We start from the raw sequence: 21277 nt of genomic DNA on the forward strand, positions 1-21277 counted from the left end.
ATATTAATCTCCATTCATATTAATATTTTATGATATTATAATTATAATCCATATATAATTATGTGACAATATGCCTATTAAGGCAAATTAATGACCATTTAGGACTAGAATATTATATAAAAAGCTTTATTTTTAGTGACAAATAAGTTAAAATTTGTATAAAAGCTCGAAATTAACCGATTTAACTGATAGGCGGGTGTTACATATGTCAGAGAAGGCTGTTGAATACTTAAGTAAACAGATTGAAAATATAAATAATAAATTAAAAGAAATATCTGATGATATTCATTGCGTTGATATAGAGATTAATACTATTAATGATAAAATAATATTAATAGACAACAATACTGATAAGACAGAGGATATGTTTATATCATTTGGCAATGAGGTATTTGAGAGAAATCAGAATGAATTATTAAAGAGTAAAATTGATGATTTATTAAAACAAAAAGAGATATATCAAGAAAATTATAACCAATTATCCGTAAAAATGGAAGAAATGCAGGATGTTATCAACAATAATGATATTGAAACCATGGAAAATGTGGATAATAACAGTGATAGTACCAATATATTGTGGTTATTGGAGGCTGACAGAAAGAGAATATCAAGGGATATTCACGATACAGTCGTACAGAATTTGACAGCACTTATTCATAAACAGGAATTTGCTATTCAGATTGCTGATAGGGATTTGAATAGAGCTAAAATAGAAATGAATAATGTAAAGGGTATTGTCAAAGAAAGTATTAATGAGCTACGTAATATTATATACCAGTTAAGACCTATGGAACTTGATGACCTGGGATTTAACGAGGCATTAATGAATCTTCTTGATAAATTAGATGATAGTCATAAGGATATTATTATGCACTATACAATAGATTGCACAGATGATATATCGCACGTTGTGTGTATGTCAACTTTAAGGATAATTAATGAATTAACCAGTAACTCGTTTAAACACGCTGACTGCAATAATATATATATTGATATTGCAACAGATGATAATAAACTTACTATTAGTTATAAAGATGATGGATGTGGTTTCGATTTTGAACAGATTGGCAAGGTTAAATCTAATAATACAGGTTATGGAATAAGAATGCTTGTTGAAAGGGTTAATCTGCTAAGAGGTAGTATTAACTATAACAAAGATGAGAAAGAGTTTGTTATTAATATACCTTTGAAATAATAATTTTTGAGGAGAGAGAAAATAATATGTCTGTTAATATTTTACTTGCAGATGATCATAAGATGATTAGAGAAGGTTTGAAACAGCTTCTTGAAATGTATGATGATATTAAAGTTGTAGGAGAGGCTGGAGATGGATTTGAATGTCTTAATCTTGCAGATAAGACACATCCTGATGTAATACTTCTGGATATTAATATGCCTAATCTTGACGGACTTCAGGTGCTTAACATAATTAAAACTCAGAAAATGGATTGCAAGGTTATAGTTCTTACAATTCATAATGAAATTGAATATTTGATTAAGGCTATAGACTTTAATTGTGATGGGTATATACTTAAAGACTCAGATTTTGATACATTGAAAAATGCAATTATGACAGTATACGAAGGACAGACATACATAGAGCCAACACTTGTTCCATTACTAAATGTACGTTTGGCAGAGAGAGATTTGATGAAAGACAAATCAAAAGAACTTACAAGACGAGAAGTGGAAGTACTTAAAATGATTGCTTCTGGTTCATCAAATAAAGAAATAGCAAGTACATTAAGCATAAGTGAGAGAACTGTTAAAAATCACGTTTCTAATATATTTAAAAAGATTGATGTATCTGATAGAACGCAGGCGGCAGTGTTTGCAATTAAAAATGATATTATTAAGTTAAAGTGATAGATTGGTGCTGAATATAAAAGATAAGTGCTTATTATTTGTTGTTGGAGTTGAATTCATTAGTAACAATAATAATAATTATAGGATAACGTAATGAATTGAATATAGTAGATAGATTTAATTAATGGAGCAGGTGATATGTTTCACGTGAAACATATCACCTGCTTTTTGTTGTTTAGGTTGTGAAAGTATAAGCTATAAAATATAAAAGTATTGCTTGAAATATAGAATTTGAAAGTATTAGCTGCAAAAAATCAAGACGTAAAGTAGAGTGGAGAGTTGTATTAAATGGTTATATAAATATTGCATGTTGGTGAAAATAATAATGTAAACCGTAATAAAACGTGTAATATAATAAATAATAAATAAAAATATTTGTCAAATAAAATTCAAAAACTTTAATGGTATTCAAGAAAATGTGTGCAAGAAAATATAGATTGAAAGCTAGATACTTTCTATTTATATATTATATTGTACCATTTTATTGATTATAGTATGAATATTATAAAACAATATTAGTTGCATAATTAAAAATACATAAATTAGCAGATTATATTGAGGTTAATCTATTGAAAAAAATAGGTTTGAGTATTAAACTATAGATGTGTGACTATTAATTAAAATGAATGTTTCACATCAAAATGTTTATTATGTTTCACGTGAAACATTTTACACTTGCATTTCACATATAATGAATACATATCAATTAATTATAAGCACTATATTATTAATCGGAGGCTGATTATGGGGAGAGTAATAGCAATTGCTAACCAGAAGGGTGGTGTTGGTAAGACAACAACGGCAATTAATTTAACAGCTTGCCTTGCAGAGGCAGGACAAAAAGTTTTACTTATAGATATTGACCCACAGGGTAACGCAACAAGTGGAGTTGGAGTGGATAAGAATGAAGCAGACAAAACTGTATATGATGTAATTCTTAGAGAGTGTGATATATCCGAGGCAATAATTAAAGATGTATATGATAATATGGACTTACTTCCATCTAATATGAATTTAGCTGGAGCAGAGATTGACCTTATAGATGTTGAAGATAGAGAATATGTACTTAAAGAAGAAGTTGCAAAGATAAGAAAAAATTACGATTATATAATAATGGACTGTCCTCCATCTTTAAGTATGCTAACAGTAAATGCAATGACAGCTGCAGATACAGTGTTAGTACCAATACAATGCGAATACTATGCACTTGAAGGTTTGTCACAGTTAATCTATACAATTAATCTTGCTAAGAAAAAGTTAAATAAAAATCTTGAATTAGAAGGTGTTGTGTTTACAATGTATGACTCAAGAACTAATCTTTCATTGCAGGTTGTTGAAAATGTCAAGGATAATCTTAAACAGAATATATACAAGACAATTATTCCTAGAAATATAAGATTAGCAGAAGCTCCAAGTTATGGACAGCCAATAAATATATATGATACAAGATCAACAGGTGCAGAAAGTTATAGATTATTGGCACAGGAAGTTATGGAAAGAGATAAAGAAATAAAGGAGAAATAATATGCCAACAAAGTCAACTGGAACTAAAAGTTCTGCCAAAAGAAGTAAGACAAGTGGATTGGGAAGAGGGATTTCTAATTTAATACCTGAAGCACCTACAGAAGAAAATGTAGTTGTTAAAGAGGTAGTCAAAGAAGTTGTAAAGGAAGTACCAGCAGAAACTAAAGTGAAATTATCTTTGATAGAGCCTAATAAAGATCAGCCAAGAAAAGCATTTGATGAAGATGCGTTGATTGAATTATCAGAATCGATAAAACAGTACGGTGTATTACAGCCATTATTAGTTCAGAAGAAAGATAATTACTATGAGATTATAGCAGGTGAGAGAAGATGGAGAGCTGCTAAGCTTGCAGGTGTTAAGGAAGTACCAGTAATTATTAAAGACTATTCTTCACAGGAGATAGTGGAAATTGCTCTTATTGAAAATATTCAGAGAGAAGATCTTAACCCAATTGAAGAAGCTAAAGCATATCAAAGACTTATTAAAGATTATAGACTTAAACAAGATGAGGTTGCAGAAAAGGTTTCTAAGTCAAGAGCTGCAATTACTAACTCATTAAGATTATTAAAGCTTGATGAGAGAGTCCAGGATATGGTGATTGAAGGTAAAATCAGCAGCGGACACGCAAGAACAATTATAACAATCGAAGATAAAGATAAGCAGTATATGATTGCTCAGAAAATATTTGACGAGAAGTTAAGTGTGAGAGATGTAGAAAAATTAATGAAAGCACTTGAAGCACCAGAGAAACCAGAAAAGAAAGCTCCGAAGAATGATTTTGTCTATAGAGATTTAGAGCAGAAGATGAAGGCAATTATGGGAACTCAGGTTGTAATCAAGAATAAGAATAACAATAAAGGAAAAATAGAAATAGAATATTACTCTCAGGCAGAATTAGAGAGAATATACGAATTATTGCAGAAGATTAACTAAATAATACTTTCAAATATAATGAGCACAGAGTGCTCATCTTAAAAGTTCCTTGCGGAACTTTATATGTGCTGGAAAGCAGCACGAAAATTAAGAAATAATGAGCACAGAGTGCTCATCTTAAAAGTTCCTTGCGGAACTTTATATGTGCTGGAAAGCAGCACGAAAATTAAGAAATAATGATCACAGAGTGCTCATCTTAAAAGTTCCTTACGGAACTTTATATGTGCTGGAAAGCAGCACGAAAATTAAGAAATAATGATCACAGAGTGCTCATCTTAAAAGTTCCTTGCGGAACTTTATATGTGCTGGAAGGCAGCACGATATTTAAGATATAATACAAATATATTAAATATTAAAACGATAAATAATTAACGAAAGGAATAAAACAATGTTAGATGTATTTGGATTGTTTAGCGTACCAACATTATATGTGCTTATTGGAATAATCGTATTATTGATAGTGGCAATTATTCTTTCTATTGTAGCCATTGTGAAGTCATCGGCAATGAAGAAGAAGTACAACATTATGATGGAAGGCTCAGAAGGAAAGAGTATCGAGAAAATAATTAAAGAGTATACTGACGATGTGAAACTTTTAAAAGAAACATATGAGAACAATACAAAATCAATCAAAGATATATATGATAAGATGCAGTATACATTTCAGAAGGTTGGAATTGTTAAGTATGATGCTTTTCATGAAATGGGCGGCAAATTAAGTTTTGCAATATGTATGCTTGATAAAAATGATAATGGCTGTCTTGTTAATGTAATGCACAGCAATAACGGCTGTTTTGCGTATATTAAAGAGATTATTAATGGTGAGTCATTTATTGAATTAGGTGATGAGGAAGCCAATGCGTTAAAGCAGGCAGTTGCTGGAAGAATGGGTGATGTTGAGCTTAGCAGAGAAGTCAACGATATAGTTAATAATTAAAATGATGAAAATAATAATGGCAATACTAGAATAATAACGAATATAATAAAGTACATTAAAAGATACATAAATAAATATATAAAATGCTGGAAAATATATATAAAAAGGTGCATAATTAAAAGAGTATCAAATTCGTTATATGGAGGAAAAAATGTTAGATTTAAAATTTGTAAGAGAAAATCCAGATATTGTTAAACAGAATATAAAGAATAAATTTCAGGATAGAAAGTTACCTTTAGTTGATGAAGTTATTGAACTTGATGCACAGGCTCGTGCTACAAAGACAGAAGCTGATGAGTTAAGAGCTAACAGAAACAAGCTTTCTAAGCAGATTGGTGCTTTAATGGCACAGGGCAAGAAGGAAGAAGCAGAAACTGTTAAGGCTCAGGTTAATACTGATGCTGACAGATTAAAGGAACTAGAAGCAAAAGAAACAGAACTTAATGAAAAAGTTACTAAGATTATGATGACAATTCCTAACATTATTGATCCATCAGTACCAATAGGTAAAGATGACAGTGAAAATGTAGAGATTGAAAAGTTCGGTGAACCAGTAGTTCCAGATTTTGAAATACCTTATCATACAGAGATTATGCAGAAGTTTAATGGTATTGACCTTGATGCGGCTGGAAAGGTTGCAGGTAATGGTTTCTATTATCTTATGGGCGATATTGCAAGACTTCATTCAGCAGTAATTTCTTATGCAAGAGATTTTATGATTGACAGAGGTTTCACATATTGTATTCCTCCATATATGATAAGAAGTAATGTTGTTACAGGCGTTATGAGCTTTGATGAAATGGATGCAATGATGTACAAGATTGAAGGCGAAGACCTTTACCTTATAGGTACAAGTGAACATTCAATGATTGGTAAATTTATTGATACAATTACACCAGAGGAAGAGCTTCCAAAGACACTTACAAGCTATTCACCTTGTTTCAGAAAAGAAAAAGGTGCTCATGGTATTGAAGAGAGAGGTGTATATAGAATTCATCAGTTTGAGAAGCAGGAAATGATCGTTGTATGTAAGCCAGAAGACAGCAAAATGTGGTTTGATAAGTTATGGCAGAATACAGTTGATATGTTCCGTTCCCTTGATATACCGGTTAGAACACTTGAATGTTGTTCAGGTGATTTAGCTGATCTTAAGGTTAAGTCAATTGACGTAGAAGCTTGGTCACCAAGACAGAAGAAGTATTTCGAAGTTGGTTCATGCTCTAACTTAGGTGATGCTCAGGCAAGAAGATTAAAGATAAGAGTACAGGGTCCAGACAAGAACAAGTATTTTGCACACACATTGAATAACACTTGTGTTGCACCTCCAAGAATGTTAATCGCATTCCTTGAGAACAATCTTCAGGCTGATGGAAGCGTTAGAATTCCAAAGGCACTCCAGCCATATATGGGTGGAAAGACAGAACTTAGCAAGTAATTAAATATTAAGAAACAAAATATAATTTAACAAGAGATATAGTCTGACAAGACATTTGATTTAATAACATATTTGGTTTCACAAGGTATTTAATTTAATAAGTTAATTAGTTAAACACATTTAACATAATTGTTATCCTGCGTTGATGATGAATTATATGTACTGGAAAGTATGATATAGGTGCATATAATTTGTCGTCAATACAGGATATTTTTAATTGTTATATATTATTTGATATATAGATTAATTTGTGTTATCTTTATAATATTAGATGTTTATTATGATAGTTTAGATGCTGGAAATGGAGTATGTATGAAACAGGTTAAGGTAAAAAATCTTAAGGGAAATGAGATAACAGCCCTTCCTATAGTGACAGATAGTGGCACAGTACTTATACATGCAGATGTTGTATTGAATTCAGAATTGATTAACAGAATTAGGAATTTGGGAATACAAAGTCTAAGCATTAAAGAATATCCTGATGAAATAATTGACCCTGGTGAATATGGTCATATAATTATTGGAACAGATGATAAGCTGGGTGAAGACGATGACATTTATTCTGATAATAGTAATGGCACAGGGATAGATAATGATAATAATTACAATAAAGAAATAGAAAATGTAAGCGAAGATGGCATCAGTAACACCGATAATAATGGTGGTGAAAGTGATTATTATCAAGATAAAAGCAATAATAAAAATGACAGCGATAATGTGAATAATGACAGCCATAATGCAGAGAACTTACACGATAATGAATTGAATAAATCGGACATAGATAGTAATGAATCCAATAGCAAAGCTAAATCGCATAGTGGTAATAGTTATTACAGACATATCTATAAAGTTGAAGAAACGACTAATAATTCGAGGAAAGTTGTTAAAAATGTCCTTGAGAAACACATTTACAAGCATAATCAGGATTTGAAAATATTAGGTTTAGAGGCTGAACGAATTATTGAATCTGTGCTTTCAGAGCCAGAGGTTATTAACAATATAACAGAGATAAGAAATTTATCAACAGATATGTATACACACTGTATCAACGTGTGTTCATTATCTACAATTATGGCGTTAAGACTTAAAATGAGTGATAAGCAGGTTAAAAATGTATCCATGGGAGCGATGCTTCACGACATAGGTTTAAGATACATTAAGACACCATATATGAACACCAATGAAACATATATGAATACTAAAGATGCAATAGAATATAAGAAGCATACTATATTTGGGTATAGTTCTGTTCAGGACGAGGATTGGATACCGGATATAGCTAAAGAAATAATACTTTTACATCACGAAAGAATAGACGGCAAGGGATATCCATTTTCTCATAAAGGAGATAAACTGAAAATGGAAGTTAAGCTTGTATCTTTATGCGATGATTTTGACAGTCTTATAAGTGGTGTGGGTAATCCTAAGCTCAAGATATATGAGGCCATTGAGTATATTAAAGCTAATCAGGGATTGAAATATGATGCAACAATAGCAGAGAAGCTTCTTGAAACAGTAGCAGTATATCCTGTTGGAATTAAGGTTATTACAAGTGAGGGTGAAACGGGCATTGTTGTAAGGCAGAATAAGAAGTTTACTGACAGACCGGTAATTAAAATGTTAAAACATTCAGATGGATCTTTATATGAAGATGAGGTGGAAAAAGATCTTATGGAGTATCTTACACTGTTTATTGTAGATACTGAGTAATACAGGAATGAAGGATTGTTATGAATTTATATATAAAGGCTATAGGATTTGAGCAGGTGGATTCGGACTTTGAAGAGCAGATGATACACGCAGGTATTCTGGACAGTTTGGAGAAGGGGCTTGTTATAAAGAATAATGAGCTTAACCGTGGTGCGGTCATAGTAAGAATAAGCGAGTCTACAGGTTTGTACATATACGGAAGATTTAAAGATAAAGAATTCATATATGAATATTATTTTCCATTTGTTATTGGAAGAACAAGATGTGATAATGATGAGATTACAATAGAAAGACATCTGGATAAGGAATCCTATGCAGTTGTATGTGATGAATCAAAGACAGGTGTTACCCTTATATTTTATCTGCAAAATGTAATGGATTATCTGGATTACATTTGTGATGAAAAAGGTCTTAACCAGAAAGATTACGATATAGATTCGAGAAGCTATGTATATAAAATTCCAATAAAGAATAAAATGGTAAGCCTTACGGCATTGTCACTTGGCGGAATAATTATGCTTCCAACAAGAAATAATAAGTCAGATTCTGTCAGAATGAAGAAGGAGAAGGACGACAGACAAAGACTTATACAGGCGGCTAAGAAGGGTGACGAGTCGGCAATAGAGAGCCTGACAATAGAAGATATAGATACATACAATGAGCTTTCACACAGAATTGTAAAGGAAGATGTATTTTCAATAGTTGATTCTTCATTTATGCCTTGTGGTGTTGAGTGCGACCAGTATCAGGTAGTCGGCGAGATACTAGAGTTGTCTGAGGAGATTAATCATTACACCAAAGAGAAAATATATATAATGGTTATTGAATGTAACGACCTTAATATGACTGTTGCCATTAATCAGGCTCATCTGCTTGGCGAACCCGCTGTTGGCAGGAGATTTAAGGGGCAGATATGGCTGCAGGGAAGTGTTAAGTTTAATAATTAAAATATTTGCCTGAAATGGACAGATGTGATATAATTAAATAAGTGGCGTTAAGCTCACATAATAAAAATGGTTACCGTAGCCTGAAGGCTGAAAAGCCCTGATACGGAGCTTGTTCTCTTAGTTAAATGGATATAACGAGCGCCTCCTAAGCGCTAGTTGTGGGTTCGATTCCCGCAGGGAACATTAATTTCTTGCAACAATGATTGTGAAAATTCATTGTTGCATTTTTTATTTTATGGTGATTGTGAGCACCATAAAAATATATAAATGAGTAGTTGGAACACCGAAAAAATAAAAGGGGGCACAGGGAACTAAATCCATTCTTAAAAAATCATACAAAAACTACATCAATAAGTATAAATTTCTATTGCATTTAAAATTGAATTGTGATAGTTTTATCAATGTCTGATGGACAATAATTATGAGACTGGGTATATGAGGTTTTTACCCGGTTTTTTGTAATGTGATTCAGAAAAATTTATTAAACAAATAAAAACAAAAGAAAGGGAAATTATATGGCAAAGTTAAGAAAATGGATAGGTAATTTAAAAGTTTCAGCGAAATTGCAGGTATACCGGATGGCGGTATTAGTGATGACAGCTTTTTTTGTATTGGTGGCACTTGTATCAACATTAGTGATTCGTTCGACTATACATAGTATTACGGAAGTGTGGTCTCCTTCACTTGAGTGTCTGCAGGAATTACAAACAATAACTGCTAAATATAGAATCAAACAGTATCAGCATCTTGTAGAAACAGATACAGCAGCTATGGCAGCCTGTGAAAAAGAAACTAATGATATGGAGAATCAGATAAAGGATATATCTTCTAAGTTAGAGAAAATAATTAATTCAAATAAGAAAGCACAGGCAGGTAAAGCTGATTATGAAAAGGCAAGCTCTGCATGGGAGGATTACAGGTCAGCCTCAGATAAAATATATAAGCTTAGTAGAGAAGGCAAACAGGCTGATGCTGCTAATCTTATGATTGGAAGCATGTATGAAAGTAATAAGGAATTTGTAGAAAAGTTAAATTCAGTACGCGATGATTTTCAGGCGGAATTAGATACGGCAAAAGTAATTGCTAATATATGTACAATAATTATTTTTATTGTCATTATCATAACAGGATTAGCGATTGCAGTGATTGCAACAATTATAGGAAAGATAATATCAGACTCAATTACAGAACCAGTACGTCAGATTGATGAGGCAGTTGCCAGCCTTAGAAAGGGTGAGCTGTCTAACGTGGATATGCTTACATATGAATCTGATGATGAGTTTGGTGAAACAATTACAAAGCTTAAGGAAGCTATGAATATACTTTCAGATTATGTAAGCGAGATTTCACGGGAGGTTAAATTCATAGCACAGGGTGATTTAACAAGAAATGGTGATGATATTACACCGTTTCTGGGTGATTTTTCAGAATTAAAGGATTCGCTTCTGTATATTTTAAAGCGTTTTAACAGTACATTGTCAGAGATAAGCAGTATTGCAGAACAGGTTACACATAATGCGAAAGAAGTAGAAAGTGCATCGAAGTCGTTAGCAGATGGTGCAACAGAGCAGGCAGGAGTTATCCAGGAACTGAATGCAACGATAGATACAGTTGTTGACCTTGCAGTGGATACAGCAAGTGAAACAAAGAACGCATCTGAACGTGTAAAGGCTTCTGCAAACAAAGCAAACGAAGAAAAAGAAAAAATGAATGTTTTACTGACAGAGATGGAACATATTACAGATATATCCAAGGAAATAGGTAATATTATTACCGATATTGAAGATATTGCTTCCCAGACTAATCTGTTAGCACTTAATGCTTCTATTGAAGCTGCAAGGGCAGGTGAAGCAGGAAAGGGATTTGCGGTAGTTGCAGACCAGATTGGAAAGCTTGCAGCAGATAGTGCTAATTCAGCGGTTAATACAAGAGAATTAATTGATAAGACTTTAGTTGAAATTCAAAAAGGAAATGAAATTACAATAACAACAGCAGAAGCTTTTAACCAGATTATTTCAGATATGAATTCTTTTGCAGAAATGGCACAGAACACAATGGAGAAAGCTAACACTCAGGCAGAGTCATTAGAACAGATTGGACAGGGAATAGAACAGCTTTCAGGTGTGGTACAGGGTACTGCAGCATCTTCAGAAGAGAATACAGCAATAAGTATTAACCTCGCAGAGGGTGCAGATAAGATGAATGAACGCGTGAAAAGATTCAAGTTATTCTAAAAAGTATAGCTGGCTGCATGAGGGAATCTCTTTCTGACAATCAGAGAATATATCATCTGGTAGAAAAACATAATTAACTGAAGGAGATGAAGATGACGGTAAGTGCAGATGAAAGGAAAAATACTAATGAAAGTATATATAGATTTTGATGATGTATTATGTGAAACAGCAAAACATTTTACAAAACTTGCAAAAGAGTTATTCGGAATTGATGTGCCTTACCGTGAAGTGCAGTTTTTTAATCTGAAAAAGACTTTTGATTTGAGTGATGAACAGTATGAAGAGATGATGATAGCAGGGCATCTGCCAGAGAATCTGTTAAATTATGAGGAAACTACAGGGGCAGCAGATACTATTAATAAATGGGTTGATGAAGGCCACGAAATCTATATTATCACGGGAAGACCTTTTAATTCGTATGAGCCATCACGAAAATGGCTTGATGAACACAATCTTAAAAGAGTTCCATTATACTGTGTTGATAAATATGGTCGTGAAACCAGTAAACAGGACTATGCATATAATATGACTTTAGAGCAGCTTTATAATATGACATTTGATTTTGCAATAGAGGATTCGCCGTCAGCTTTTGAGCACGTTATGCATTTTGATAATTGTAAGGTGGCAGTGTTTAACCGCCCTTGGAACATACACGAAGAACTTCCTGATGACAGATTTGTGAGGTGCGAAGGGTGGAAAGAGATTGACAGGTTATTTGAGGAATATTTTAAGCAACAGACGGATAATTAATAATATGATAACAGCCACCAGTATAATAATATGTTTACCTGACAGGAGCATATTACAATAAAGCTGGCGGCTGTTATTATATTATTATGTACAATAACGGAAGGTGCGGTCAGTTATAATTCTTGCAAATATAAGTCCAAGTGGAAGTGCTATTATTATCATAACTGCGGAGGTGAACCACGAAACCGCTTCTGTCAGTGACATAATTCCAAAGTTATATATTGCACGGTACAGGTAAAGTCCAGGAACCATAATAACAATGGAAGGCACGGTTAATGATATACGTGGATAACCATTATATTTTTTTATAAATGAAGCAAGCAGTCCAGCAGTTACAGCTCCGATAAATGCGGCAGCGGCAGCAGGTATTGCAGTAAAGTCAACAAGTTCAAGACGGAGTGTGTTGGCAATAGCACCAATAACAGCAGTGGTTGCCGCCATTGGAATAGAGCTGTTAAACATAATTGAAAATCCAAATACACCGCAGAAGCTTGCAGTTAATCTTAAAATAAGATGAGTTATATTGCCAATATTCAGGCTGGAGAATTCCTCAGGTTGTAAATGAAGAATTAATGCCATAATCCACGCAAATACAGTTGCCACAAGAACTATGATTGCTGAATAAGTAAGTCTTTCAATACCTGAACGAATGTCAAGCTTGGCAAGGTCAATTCCACTTGTAATAAATGGAAATCCGGGTATTATAAAGAGCATAGAGCATATATATCCGGCTTCGTGTACTGACGGTATGTTAAACAGCAGAATGGCAAGTTTAAGCAGTATTGCATATATAAGACACGAAGCTGATATAGAAGCAGCTATATTTAAAAACAAAGTAAAATGGTGTTTAATAAGCTTGGTTCTTATCAGATTACCTGCACCGGCGGCGATAAAAGCGAAAAGCATTTCAATAGGTCCGCCACCAAGAAGAAATGTGAACGCACAGCACGCAAGAGCGGCGGCAAGTCCAAGCTTGACCGGTGAATACAGGGTATGTATCTGTTCAATTTCATCAAGACGTTTATGAATTATTTCACCGGTAAGATGAGCTTCTTCGTTTGGAAAGTTATCGACAAACTGCTCCATACGGTAAAGCTTTGATGTGTTGACACCTGTATTAGCTATGCTGAGTGACTGGGATACGCAGTCATTTCCATCAAAACAGTTAAATTCAATAGACATAAGTCCAACATCAACAGTACAGGTTACGCCAAGCTCCTTGGAAAGTCTGTTCATAGATGTACGCACACGCCACGCACCAGTACCACACGAGAGCATAATCAAGCCGACACGTCCGATAACAGAAGCCTTTTCGATAAGGTCAGCATCGGAAATCAGTGCATTGCTGTCAGCATTGGTATAGTCGTGCCAAGGTATCTCCATATGATTTTTTTCCATAATATCTATATAATTAGTCTTTGGCATATATAATCTCCTCAGCTTTCTTAACGTGATTTTCAAGATTTTTCAAAAAGATAGAATTAGGAAGGAATATTCCCAACTCATCAAAATGCTTGTTATTATCTATATATGAGTCCTGACCATAGAAGATATACGCCATAGGAAGATTTTTCTCAAGTTCAAGCATAAGGTCCCATACAGCACTGTAGGCTTCGGCTTCAGTTTCTTTAAGTTTTACTGTGTCAGGAAGCTCACGGATAAGCAGTATGCCTGTATTTTCTTCAATAATCTGCTGTTCAATAATAGATGGGTCATCGCCATATATATGACTGTATCTGTAGGCTTTGGCAAGAAAGATATTCTTATTATTATGAAGATTTTGGTAAATGTTATAAAAATGCTGATAGTCTTTTTCGTGAACAGTATTCTTATATTCTGGTAAGAGAATACCATTATCGTCAGTCATAATAATTGGATTTTGTTTTCCGTCAGCATTGAAGCGATATGGAATAAGAAAAGAATTTCTCAGTAAGTCAAACAGTGTGTTCTGGCTTATAGCCATAAGAAATGCAGATAAATCCTTGTTAGTGTAGCAGTTAAATAATGCCTCGGTAAATTGTAGTGGCGAAAGATCAGTACCAGAATCGTCATTGCAAAATAAATTATCACAGAATGTCTGAAAAAGCTTGTTATATGCCCACTTATCGCTTAAGATTTTATCAAATAAAACCTCAGCTTTTTCTTCTCGTGGAAATATTGTTTTTTCTATCATAAATATCCGACCTTTCTTATATTTTTATTTCGACAGTTATTATACTATCGAATCGGCAATAAGTGAAAAATATAAATAATATAATTGCCATAACATTATGGTATAACGAGCACAAAAGTGCTCATCTTAAAAGTTCCTTGCGGAACTTTATATGTGCTGAAAACCGCACAAAATTATGGCATAATAAAAAATATCGGGGAAGTCTAAGCTGACAAAGGAGAATGGTATATGTTTGCAGGAGTGTAATTCGTAAGTCTTAAAATCAAGATAGTTGAATTCTTAAATAAGCTGTACTATAATTACGCTAAAATATTATCAAAATTATTTGAAAGGTGAACAACGTGAAACAGATATACAGAGTAGATAAGAGTGGTAATCTCGCACAGGCTATAAGTGAGATTACTGCACCAAAATTATTATTATTGATGTCTAATAATGAGCAGTTTGAGCAGCATGTAGAAGAGCTGGAAAGACATTTTCCAGGTGTTCCAAGCATTGGCTGTATTGGAGGAAGCTACGGAGGACAGACAGTTGTAGCGGATAATGGCGTAGCAGTTATTGCTATGGAGGGGAATTTAAGTGTAGTGACTAATGTACTTGAGCAGGCTTCGACTATGCCTGTAAAGTATATTGGAAGACTTGAGGAAGATATAAATAAGGTTGCTGCATCAGAGAATAATACAATATGTATTGACTTTTGTTCAGGTAATGATGCGTGTGTGCTTACTACAATCTACAGCGTTCTTGGAAAGAAGCATATATCACTTGTAGGTGGAACTGGTGATGGAGGAAAAGTATCAGTTAATGGAAAGATCTATGCTGATGCTGATGCATATGCACTTATTCGTAATAATGATGGTAAGATTAAGGTTTATAAGGAAAATATATATAAGCAGGTTCCAGCTTGCCGTTTTATTGCATCTAAGACTGACCGAAGTAAGTATCTTATAGGAGAGCTTAATGGAAGACCAGCCAGAAAAGTATATCAGGATATATTAAATATTGGTGATAAGGAGATGGCGACACAGACATTTAAGAATCCATTAGGTAAGATGAATGGTCAGGATATATGTATAATATCTATTAAAGAAGTTGTTGGAGATAAGCTTGAGTGTTATCGCCAGGTTAATGATTCTGATGTTCTTACATTACTCGAATTACAGGATATATCCCATGTTGTTGAAAATACTATTAATCAGATAAAGAAAGATTTTACACACATATCAGGTGTATTTTCTATTAATTGTGTATTCAGATATTTACTCTTCTCACAGGAGCATTATTTTGAAACATATCTTAAGTCTATGTCCGTATTAGGAGACCACGCTGGTCTTATAGGTTATGGGGAGCATTACAACCAGCAGTTTGTTAACCAGACAATGACTTGTGTAGTATTTGAATAAATGTTACTGTTTAAAGTCCATTTTGCAAATGAAGTAAATTTAATACTCATAAAATGACAGCAAATATCGTAAAGAGGAGGATATTATATGTTTGGCAGAAAATTAAAAACACAGAAAGAAAATGTTATATCGGCACAAGAAGAAACTTTAGATATGCACCCAGTCATACACGTTGCAGACAGTATTATTGAATATCAGAAACAGCTTGCAGAGAGGGAAGTAGAATCACTTGATGAGATGGCAGATATACAGAAAGCATTTGTGCTTGCAACTAAAGAGAATGAAAGATTAAAAGACCAGGTACAGGAATTATCATCTGTATTTGCTGATGTAGGTCAGATTGCAACAAGCTTTGACGGTGTAAAAAATGAAATTGTTGACTCTGTAGGAGAGGCACAGAAAAAGGTAGATGAATTAAAGAATAGTTCAAAAGAAGTAAGCAGGAGTTTTGATGAGATAAAGAGTGCATTTGCAGGTGTTCAGGTATCTGTACAGCAGATTAAAGATTGTATGCAGCAGATTATAGCAATTGCGAATCAGACTAATATGCTTGCACTCAATGCTTCTATTGAGGCGGCAAGAGCAGGAGAGCAGGGAAGGGGCTTTGCGGTTGTTGCCAACGAGGTCAAGAACCTTGCAGAGGAGATAAAGACACTTGTAAGCACAGTTGAGGGAAGTATCTCTGAGGTAGAAAGGGGTACAACACAGCTTAATAATAATATTGAGGAATCACAGTCAGTATTTGGAAAGAATGTTGAAGATGCAGATGCAGCATATGGAGTATTTGAACAGATTATAAAAGCAGCAGATGCAGCTAAGGAGGTTCAGGAGGAGATAGGCGAGGTTACACAGTCTTCTGAAAAAAGACTTTCAGATGTTAAAGACTGCTTTGATGACCAGGAACAGCAGTTACAGAAGGTGCTTGCACATATTGAGCGTGCCAACGACTTAGGAACAACCAAGAGTTCTATGTTTGAGGATATGAATAACCTTGTATCCCAGCTTGCTCCTATTGCCAAAGATATACAAAATAAATATCAATAATTTACTGTGAAGGGAATTGGTTATGAATTATATAGTGTTAGACCTTGAATGGAATCAGAGCTACAGAGGAAAAGAATATTCTATAGAAGAAATGCCATTTGAGATTATACAGATAGGAGCTGTAAAGCTTGATGAACATAAGAATATAACCGGACGGTGGGAAAGAATAATCAGACCTGTAGAATATGTTAAACTTCACGGTAAAGTATCAGAAATGCTTGAAATTACTGAAGATGAACTCAAAATGGGAGATGATTTTGCAAGTGCGGCGAAAGAATTTCTTGAATGGTGTGGTGATGACTATGAATTTATAACCTGGGGAAGTTCAGATCTTACAGAGTTTCAAAGGAATATGAAGCATTTCGGGGTTGAGAACAATTTTCCATTTCCATTTATGTATTATGATCTGCAGAAGTTATACAGCAAGGTATACTCAGACGGCAAGACAAGAAGAAGTCTTAAGATGGCTATTGAGGAGCTTGGTTTCAGCGAGGATGCAGAGTATCATTCAGCAATTAATGATGCTGTATACACGGCAAGGATATTCCAGCAGATGGATTTTGACAGCGTAAAGGTGTATGAGAGCATTGACACATACAGAATACCTAAAGATAGAAAAACTGAGATATATGCCAACTTTGGGACATATGAGAAATATATTTCAAGAGGTTTTAAGACAAGGGATAATGCAGCTGATGACAGGGTTGCAAGGTCGTGCAGGTGTTATATATGTGGCAGGTCTATGAAAAGACTTATAAAATGGTTTGCGACAACTTCAAAGACATATTATTCAGTATTTGTGTGTGAAGAGCATGGCACATTTAAGGGAAAGCTTAAGGTTAAACATAATGATAACGGATTGTATTATGATGTAAGAATTGTTAAGCAGACAGATGAAAAAGGGGTTGATAAGATAATAGACAAGCAGGTTAAGGAACGCGAACACAGAAGACGTAAGAGATTGGAAGAACACAAAAGAAAGAAATTACTTAAATAATATTCTATTATGTCTGCCGTGTAAAATAACTAATTAAATATAAATAAAAAAGGCAGTAATCTTAATTATATATAATGCTTTGAAGGAAAGGATATTTCTGGGAATTATATATAATTAAGATTACTGCCTTTTTGAATATGACAGGATATCTGTTGAATGAAATTGCTGCATCAACAGATGCTGCTATATAACTGCATATATTATAGCTGCCGCAATAACAAGCTGTATTATTGCAAATCTGAATACGACCTGTGCATCAGACCAGCTCTTGTTCTTTCTCATATGGTCGTGGATAGGTGTTCTTATATTCTGCATAATCTTTATATGAAGAAATCTCATAAATGAAACCTTAATAAGACCAAGTCCGCCATCAATTATAAGAACTATGGCAAGTGGAATGTAAAGCAGAGGGCTGTGTAACTTAAGAAAAGCAAATGCTATAAATATTCCTATTGCCCTTGAGCCTGCATCGCCCATAAGCAGCTTGCTAGGTGATGCGTTAAACCACAGATAACCAAGAATACATACTACCATAATAAGTATTGTGTGGCGGAATGAGCTTTCAATGTCAAATATCATAAATAATACATAGGCAGATGAAAGTGTAATTGCCGAAAGAGTTCCACATAAGCCGTCAACACCATCTGAGCAGTTAGTTACATTTATGCTGACCCATATTAATATAACGATGAGAACACCGTATATGATTGGGTTAAGTGTAACTGTAAGCTTAAAGAGTGATATGTCAAATGTGTTAGGATTATAGTGGAGATATGTAACTGCCGCCATAACCGCAATTACGAAATCTATAATACCTTTTTTAAGCTCGCCCCAAGGTGATGACGAAGCATCATCAAGGTAACCTGAGAGCATTGCTGCAAGTACAAGTATAAGATAAATGATTATCTCAGAACTTAAATTGACAAATATCATACAGGTTATTGTAAATACGAGGATAAATATAATTCCTGCTCCTCTTGGCTTGCCGACTGACTTTGAGCCATTAATTGCGTAAGCTCTGCCGCCATCACGGGGAAGGATATTTTTACCCATATATATAGCAAGGCACGTTATTGCAAATGCAAATATTATGCTGGCAAAAGTCACAACATTAATATAATTCGGACTTATCAGATAATAAATCATAATTATGAATTCTCCTTTGATTATTAATAGTTTTATGATAAATTCCTATAATTATGATGTCAAGTGAAAGATAGAAGTAATTAATTGGATTATCAAAATATATGAGAAAGTTTATTATAAAAATGACCAATTGTCAAAAAATTAATAGTATTTAATTTAATGTTATGATAAAATAATGTTAATACAAAAGTATATGCGAAGTAATATTATTAATGTGGAAGGGCGGAGTAATATATGGCTGTGACAATTAATTATGAACAGATAAGAATAACTGAGTTAGACTCATATCTTTTTGGACAGGGAACACACTACGAGATATATAATAAAATGGGTGCACATATAGCGAAGAAAGATGGAAAGCCCGGAGTATATTTTGCGGTATGGGCACCAGCGGCGAAGGACGTGTACGTCATAGGTGAATTTAATGACTGGAAAGCCTATGGCTATGATATGAAGAAGATTTCAGATGGTGGAATATATGAGTTATTTATAGAGGGTGCCAAGGCTGGACAGATGTATAAGTACCTTATTATTTCACAGAGTGGTGAGGCTATTTACAAGGCTGACCCATATGCCAATGCGGCACAGTTAAGGCCAGAGACAGCATCAATTATTACTGACCTTAATGGATTTAAGTGGACAGACAGCGTATGGGTTGAACATAAGAAGAAAGAGAACCATTTAAAGTCAGCAATGTCTATATATGAATGTCATCTTGGTTCGTGGAAGAAGCAGGAAGATGGTACAGAGGACGGTTATATGAATTACCGTGATATAGCACCAGACCTTGCCAAGTATGTATCAGATATGGGATATACACATATAGAGCTTATGGGAATTGCAGAGTATCCATATGACGGCTCGTGGGGTTATCAGGTTACAGGATATTATGCACCAACAGCAAGATACGGAAGTCCTAAGGATTTTATGTATTTTGTGGATTATATGCACAGCAAGAATATTGGTGTAATACTTGACTGGGTACCAGCACATTTTCCAAAAGATGCACATGGGCTTGCGAACTTTGACGGAAGCTGTGTATATGAATATGCAGATCCAAGAAAGGGCGAACACCCTGATTGGGGAACTAAGGTATTTGATTACAGCAAGAATGAGGTATCGAATTTCCTTATTGCCAATGGAATGTTCTGGGTTGATAAGTTCCATATTGATGGCTTAAGAGTAGATGCAGTTGCTTCTATGCTTTATCTTGACTACGGAAGGACAGAAGGCAACTGGGTTCCTAACCAGTATGGCGGTAATGGTAATCTTGAAGCTATGAGTTTCCTTAAGCATTTTAATAGTATGATGAGAAAGAGATTTCCACAAGCGGTTACAATTGCAGAAGAGTCTACAGCGTGGCCAATGGTAAGTGGTGACCCTGATAACGGAGAATGTCTTGGATTTACATTCAAGTGGAATATGGGCTGGATGCACGATTTTCTTGAATATATGAAGCTTGACCCTTATTTTAGAAAGTTTAATCATGGTAAGATGACATTTTCTCTTATGTATGCTTACAGCGAGAATTTTATACTTGTATTATCGCACGATGAAGTTGTTCACCTGAAATGTTCTATGTTAGGCAAGATGCCTGGTGACAGAGAGGACAAGTTCGCTAATCTTAAGCTTGCATATGCTTATATGTGTGGACATCCGGGCAAGAAGCTTTTATTTATGGGACAGGAATTCGGACAGTGGAACGAGTGGAGTGAGAAGCGTTCTCTTGACTGGTATCTTCTTGAGGATGAGAGCCACAAGGAATTAAAGGATTTTACAAGTGCGTGCCTTAAGCTTAATAAGAATTACAGATGTTTATATGAAACTGATTATAATTCAGAAGGCTTTAGATGGATTAATGCCAATGACAAGGACAACAGTGTATTCTCATTTATAAGAATAAGTCCGGATAAGAAGAAGCATTTGTTATTCGTTCTTAATTTCACACCTGTTGAAAGACCAAGTCATAGAATTGGAGTGCCAATTAAGGGCAAATATAAGCTTGTATTAGGTGATGATATGAAGAACCAGCAGAAGATAATTGCAAGTAAGAAGGGTGAGTGTGATGGCTATGGTGAGTCACTTCTTGTGGATTTACATAGGTATGGAATAGCTGTGTATGAGTTCAATGGTGATGTGGAAGCACACAAGCCTACAATAATATAATAATAATATAA

At 34.2% G+C, this 21277-nt stretch carries 17 protein-coding genes and 1 tRNA gene; 15 read left to right on the top strand and 3 right to left on the bottom strand.

Features of this window, described 5'->3' with window-relative positions:
- Window positions 1-205: 205 nt before the first annotated feature.
- The 11 genes from WMO42_RS09810 to WMO42_RS09860 all read left to right on the top strand — a co-directional run bounded on the left by WMO42_RS09810 (window position 206) and on the right by WMO42_RS09860 (window position 12337).
- Window positions 206-1195, top strand: a complete 990-nt coding sequence (locus WMO42_RS09810; protein ID WP_349192181.1) for a sensor histidine kinase — start codon at window positions 206-208, stop codon at window positions 1193-1195.
- A 26-nt stretch (window positions 1196-1221) separates the two neighbouring features.
- Entirely contained in the window at window positions 1222-1866 is a 645-nt protein-coding gene (locus tag WMO42_RS09815) for a response regulator transcription factor (RefSeq protein WP_055177360.1), read from the top strand.
- Between the two features lie 744 nt (window positions 1867-2610).
- Window positions 2611-3390 (top strand): AAA family ATPase, encoded by a 780-nt coding sequence (locus WMO42_RS09820; protein ID WP_349192183.1) that lies wholly within the window; start codon window positions 2611-2613, stop codon window positions 3388-3390.
- A gap of 1 nt (window position 3391) precedes the next feature.
- Window positions 3392-4324 carry a ParB/RepB/Spo0J family partition protein gene (locus WMO42_RS09825; RefSeq protein WP_055306997.1) on the top strand — a complete coding sequence of 311 codons (933 nt, stop codon included), beginning with the start codon at window positions 3392-3394 and terminating at the stop codon, window positions 4322-4324.
- 388 nt (window positions 4325-4712) lie between these two features.
- Window positions 4713-5261, top strand: a complete 549-nt coding sequence (locus WMO42_RS09830) for a DUF4446 family protein (RefSeq protein WP_349192185.1) — start codon at window positions 4713-4715, stop codon at window positions 5259-5261.
- Between the two features lie 151 nt (window positions 5262-5412).
- Complete coding sequence (gene serS, locus WMO42_RS09835) at window positions 5413-6696, top strand: serine--tRNA ligase (RefSeq protein WP_090141293.1); 1284 nt, start codon at window positions 5413-5415, stop codon at window positions 6694-6696.
- Between the two features lie 312 nt (window positions 6697-7008).
- Window positions 7009-8406: an HD domain-containing phosphohydrolase gene (locus WMO42_RS09840; protein ID WP_055306995.1), complete on the top strand. Its 1398-nt coding sequence runs from the start codon at window positions 7009-7011 to the stop codon at window positions 8404-8406.
- A gap of 20 nt (window positions 8407-8426) precedes the next feature.
- Complete coding sequence (locus WMO42_RS09845) at window positions 8427-9353, top strand: DUF3881 family protein (RefSeq protein WP_022501194.1); 927 nt, start codon at window positions 8427-8429, stop codon at window positions 9351-9353.
- A 111-nt stretch (window positions 9354-9464) separates the two neighbouring features.
- A tRNA-Arg gene (locus tag WMO42_RS09850) sits at window positions 9465-9536 on the top strand.
- A gap of 332 nt (window positions 9537-9868) precedes the next feature.
- Window positions 9869-11587 carry a methyl-accepting chemotaxis protein gene (locus WMO42_RS09855; RefSeq protein ID WP_349192187.1) on the top strand — a complete coding sequence of 573 codons (1719 nt, stop codon included), beginning with the start codon at window positions 9869-9871 and terminating at the stop codon, window positions 11585-11587.
- A gap of 126 nt (window positions 11588-11713) precedes the next feature.
- Window positions 11714-12337 (top strand): 2-dehydropantoate 2-reductase, encoded by a 624-nt coding sequence (locus tag WMO42_RS09860; protein WP_055177378.1) that lies wholly within the window; start codon window positions 11714-11716, stop codon window positions 12335-12337.
- 84 nt (window positions 12338-12421) lie between these two features.
- On the opposite strand, the gene WMO42_RS09865 is transcribed toward WMO42_RS09860, so the two are convergent.
- Together WMO42_RS09865 and WMO42_RS09870 are read right to left on the bottom strand one after the other, a co-directional pair.
- Window positions 12422-13762, bottom strand: a complete 1341-nt coding sequence (locus WMO42_RS09865) for a threonine/serine exporter family protein (RefSeq protein ID WP_055177381.1) — start codon at window positions 13760-13762, stop codon at window positions 12422-12424.
- On the bottom strand, window positions 13749-14510 hold the full coding sequence (locus WMO42_RS09870; RefSeq protein ID WP_055177384.1) for a DUF4866 domain-containing protein: 762 nt from the start codon (window positions 14508-14510) through the stop codon (window positions 13749-13751). Before WMO42_RS09870 ends, WMO42_RS09865 begins: the two co-directional genes overlap by 14 nt.
- Window positions 14511-14851: 341 nt before the next feature.
- On the opposite strand from WMO42_RS09870, the gene WMO42_RS09875 reads away from it, so the two are divergent.
- From WMO42_RS09875 to WMO42_RS09885, 3 genes are all read left to right on the top strand, one after another.
- The gene (locus WMO42_RS09875; RefSeq protein WP_055177386.1) at window positions 14852-15913 is read left to right on the top strand and encodes an FIST N-terminal domain-containing protein; all 1062 of its coding nucleotides are present in this window, start codon (window positions 14852-14854) and stop codon (window positions 15911-15913) included.
- A gap of 87 nt (window positions 15914-16000) precedes the next feature.
- Window positions 16001-16957: a methyl-accepting chemotaxis protein gene (locus WMO42_RS09880; protein ID WP_055177388.1), complete on the top strand. Its 957-nt coding sequence runs from the start codon at window positions 16001-16003 to the stop codon at window positions 16955-16957.
- A gap of 22 nt (window positions 16958-16979) precedes the next feature.
- Entirely contained in the window at window positions 16980-17954 is a 975-nt protein-coding gene (locus tag WMO42_RS09885) for a 3'-5' exonuclease (protein ID WP_022503131.1), read from the top strand.
- Window positions 17955-18137: 183 nt separating this feature from the next.
- Here the strand turns inward: WMO42_RS09885 and WMO42_RS09890 are convergent, their stop codons facing one another.
- Entirely contained in the window at window positions 18138-19100 is a 963-nt protein-coding gene (locus WMO42_RS09890) for a hypothetical protein (RefSeq protein ID WP_022503130.1), read from the bottom strand.
- Between the two features lie 234 nt (window positions 19101-19334).
- Here WMO42_RS09890 and glgB point away from each other — a divergent pair, with 234 nt between their 5' ends.
- The gene (glgB, locus tag WMO42_RS09895) at window positions 19335-21266 is read left to right on the top strand and encodes a 1,4-alpha-glucan branching protein GlgB (RefSeq protein WP_090141291.1); all 1932 of its coding nucleotides are present in this window, start codon (window positions 19335-19337) and stop codon (window positions 21264-21266) included.
- Window positions 21267-21277 lie beyond the last annotated feature (11 nt).

It is taken from the genome of Lachnospira sp. CLA-JM-H23 (genome assembly GCF_040096425.1).
GTDB classification, from domain to species: Bacteria; Bacillota; Clostridia; order Lachnospirales; family Lachnospiraceae; genus Lachnospira; species Lachnospira rogosae.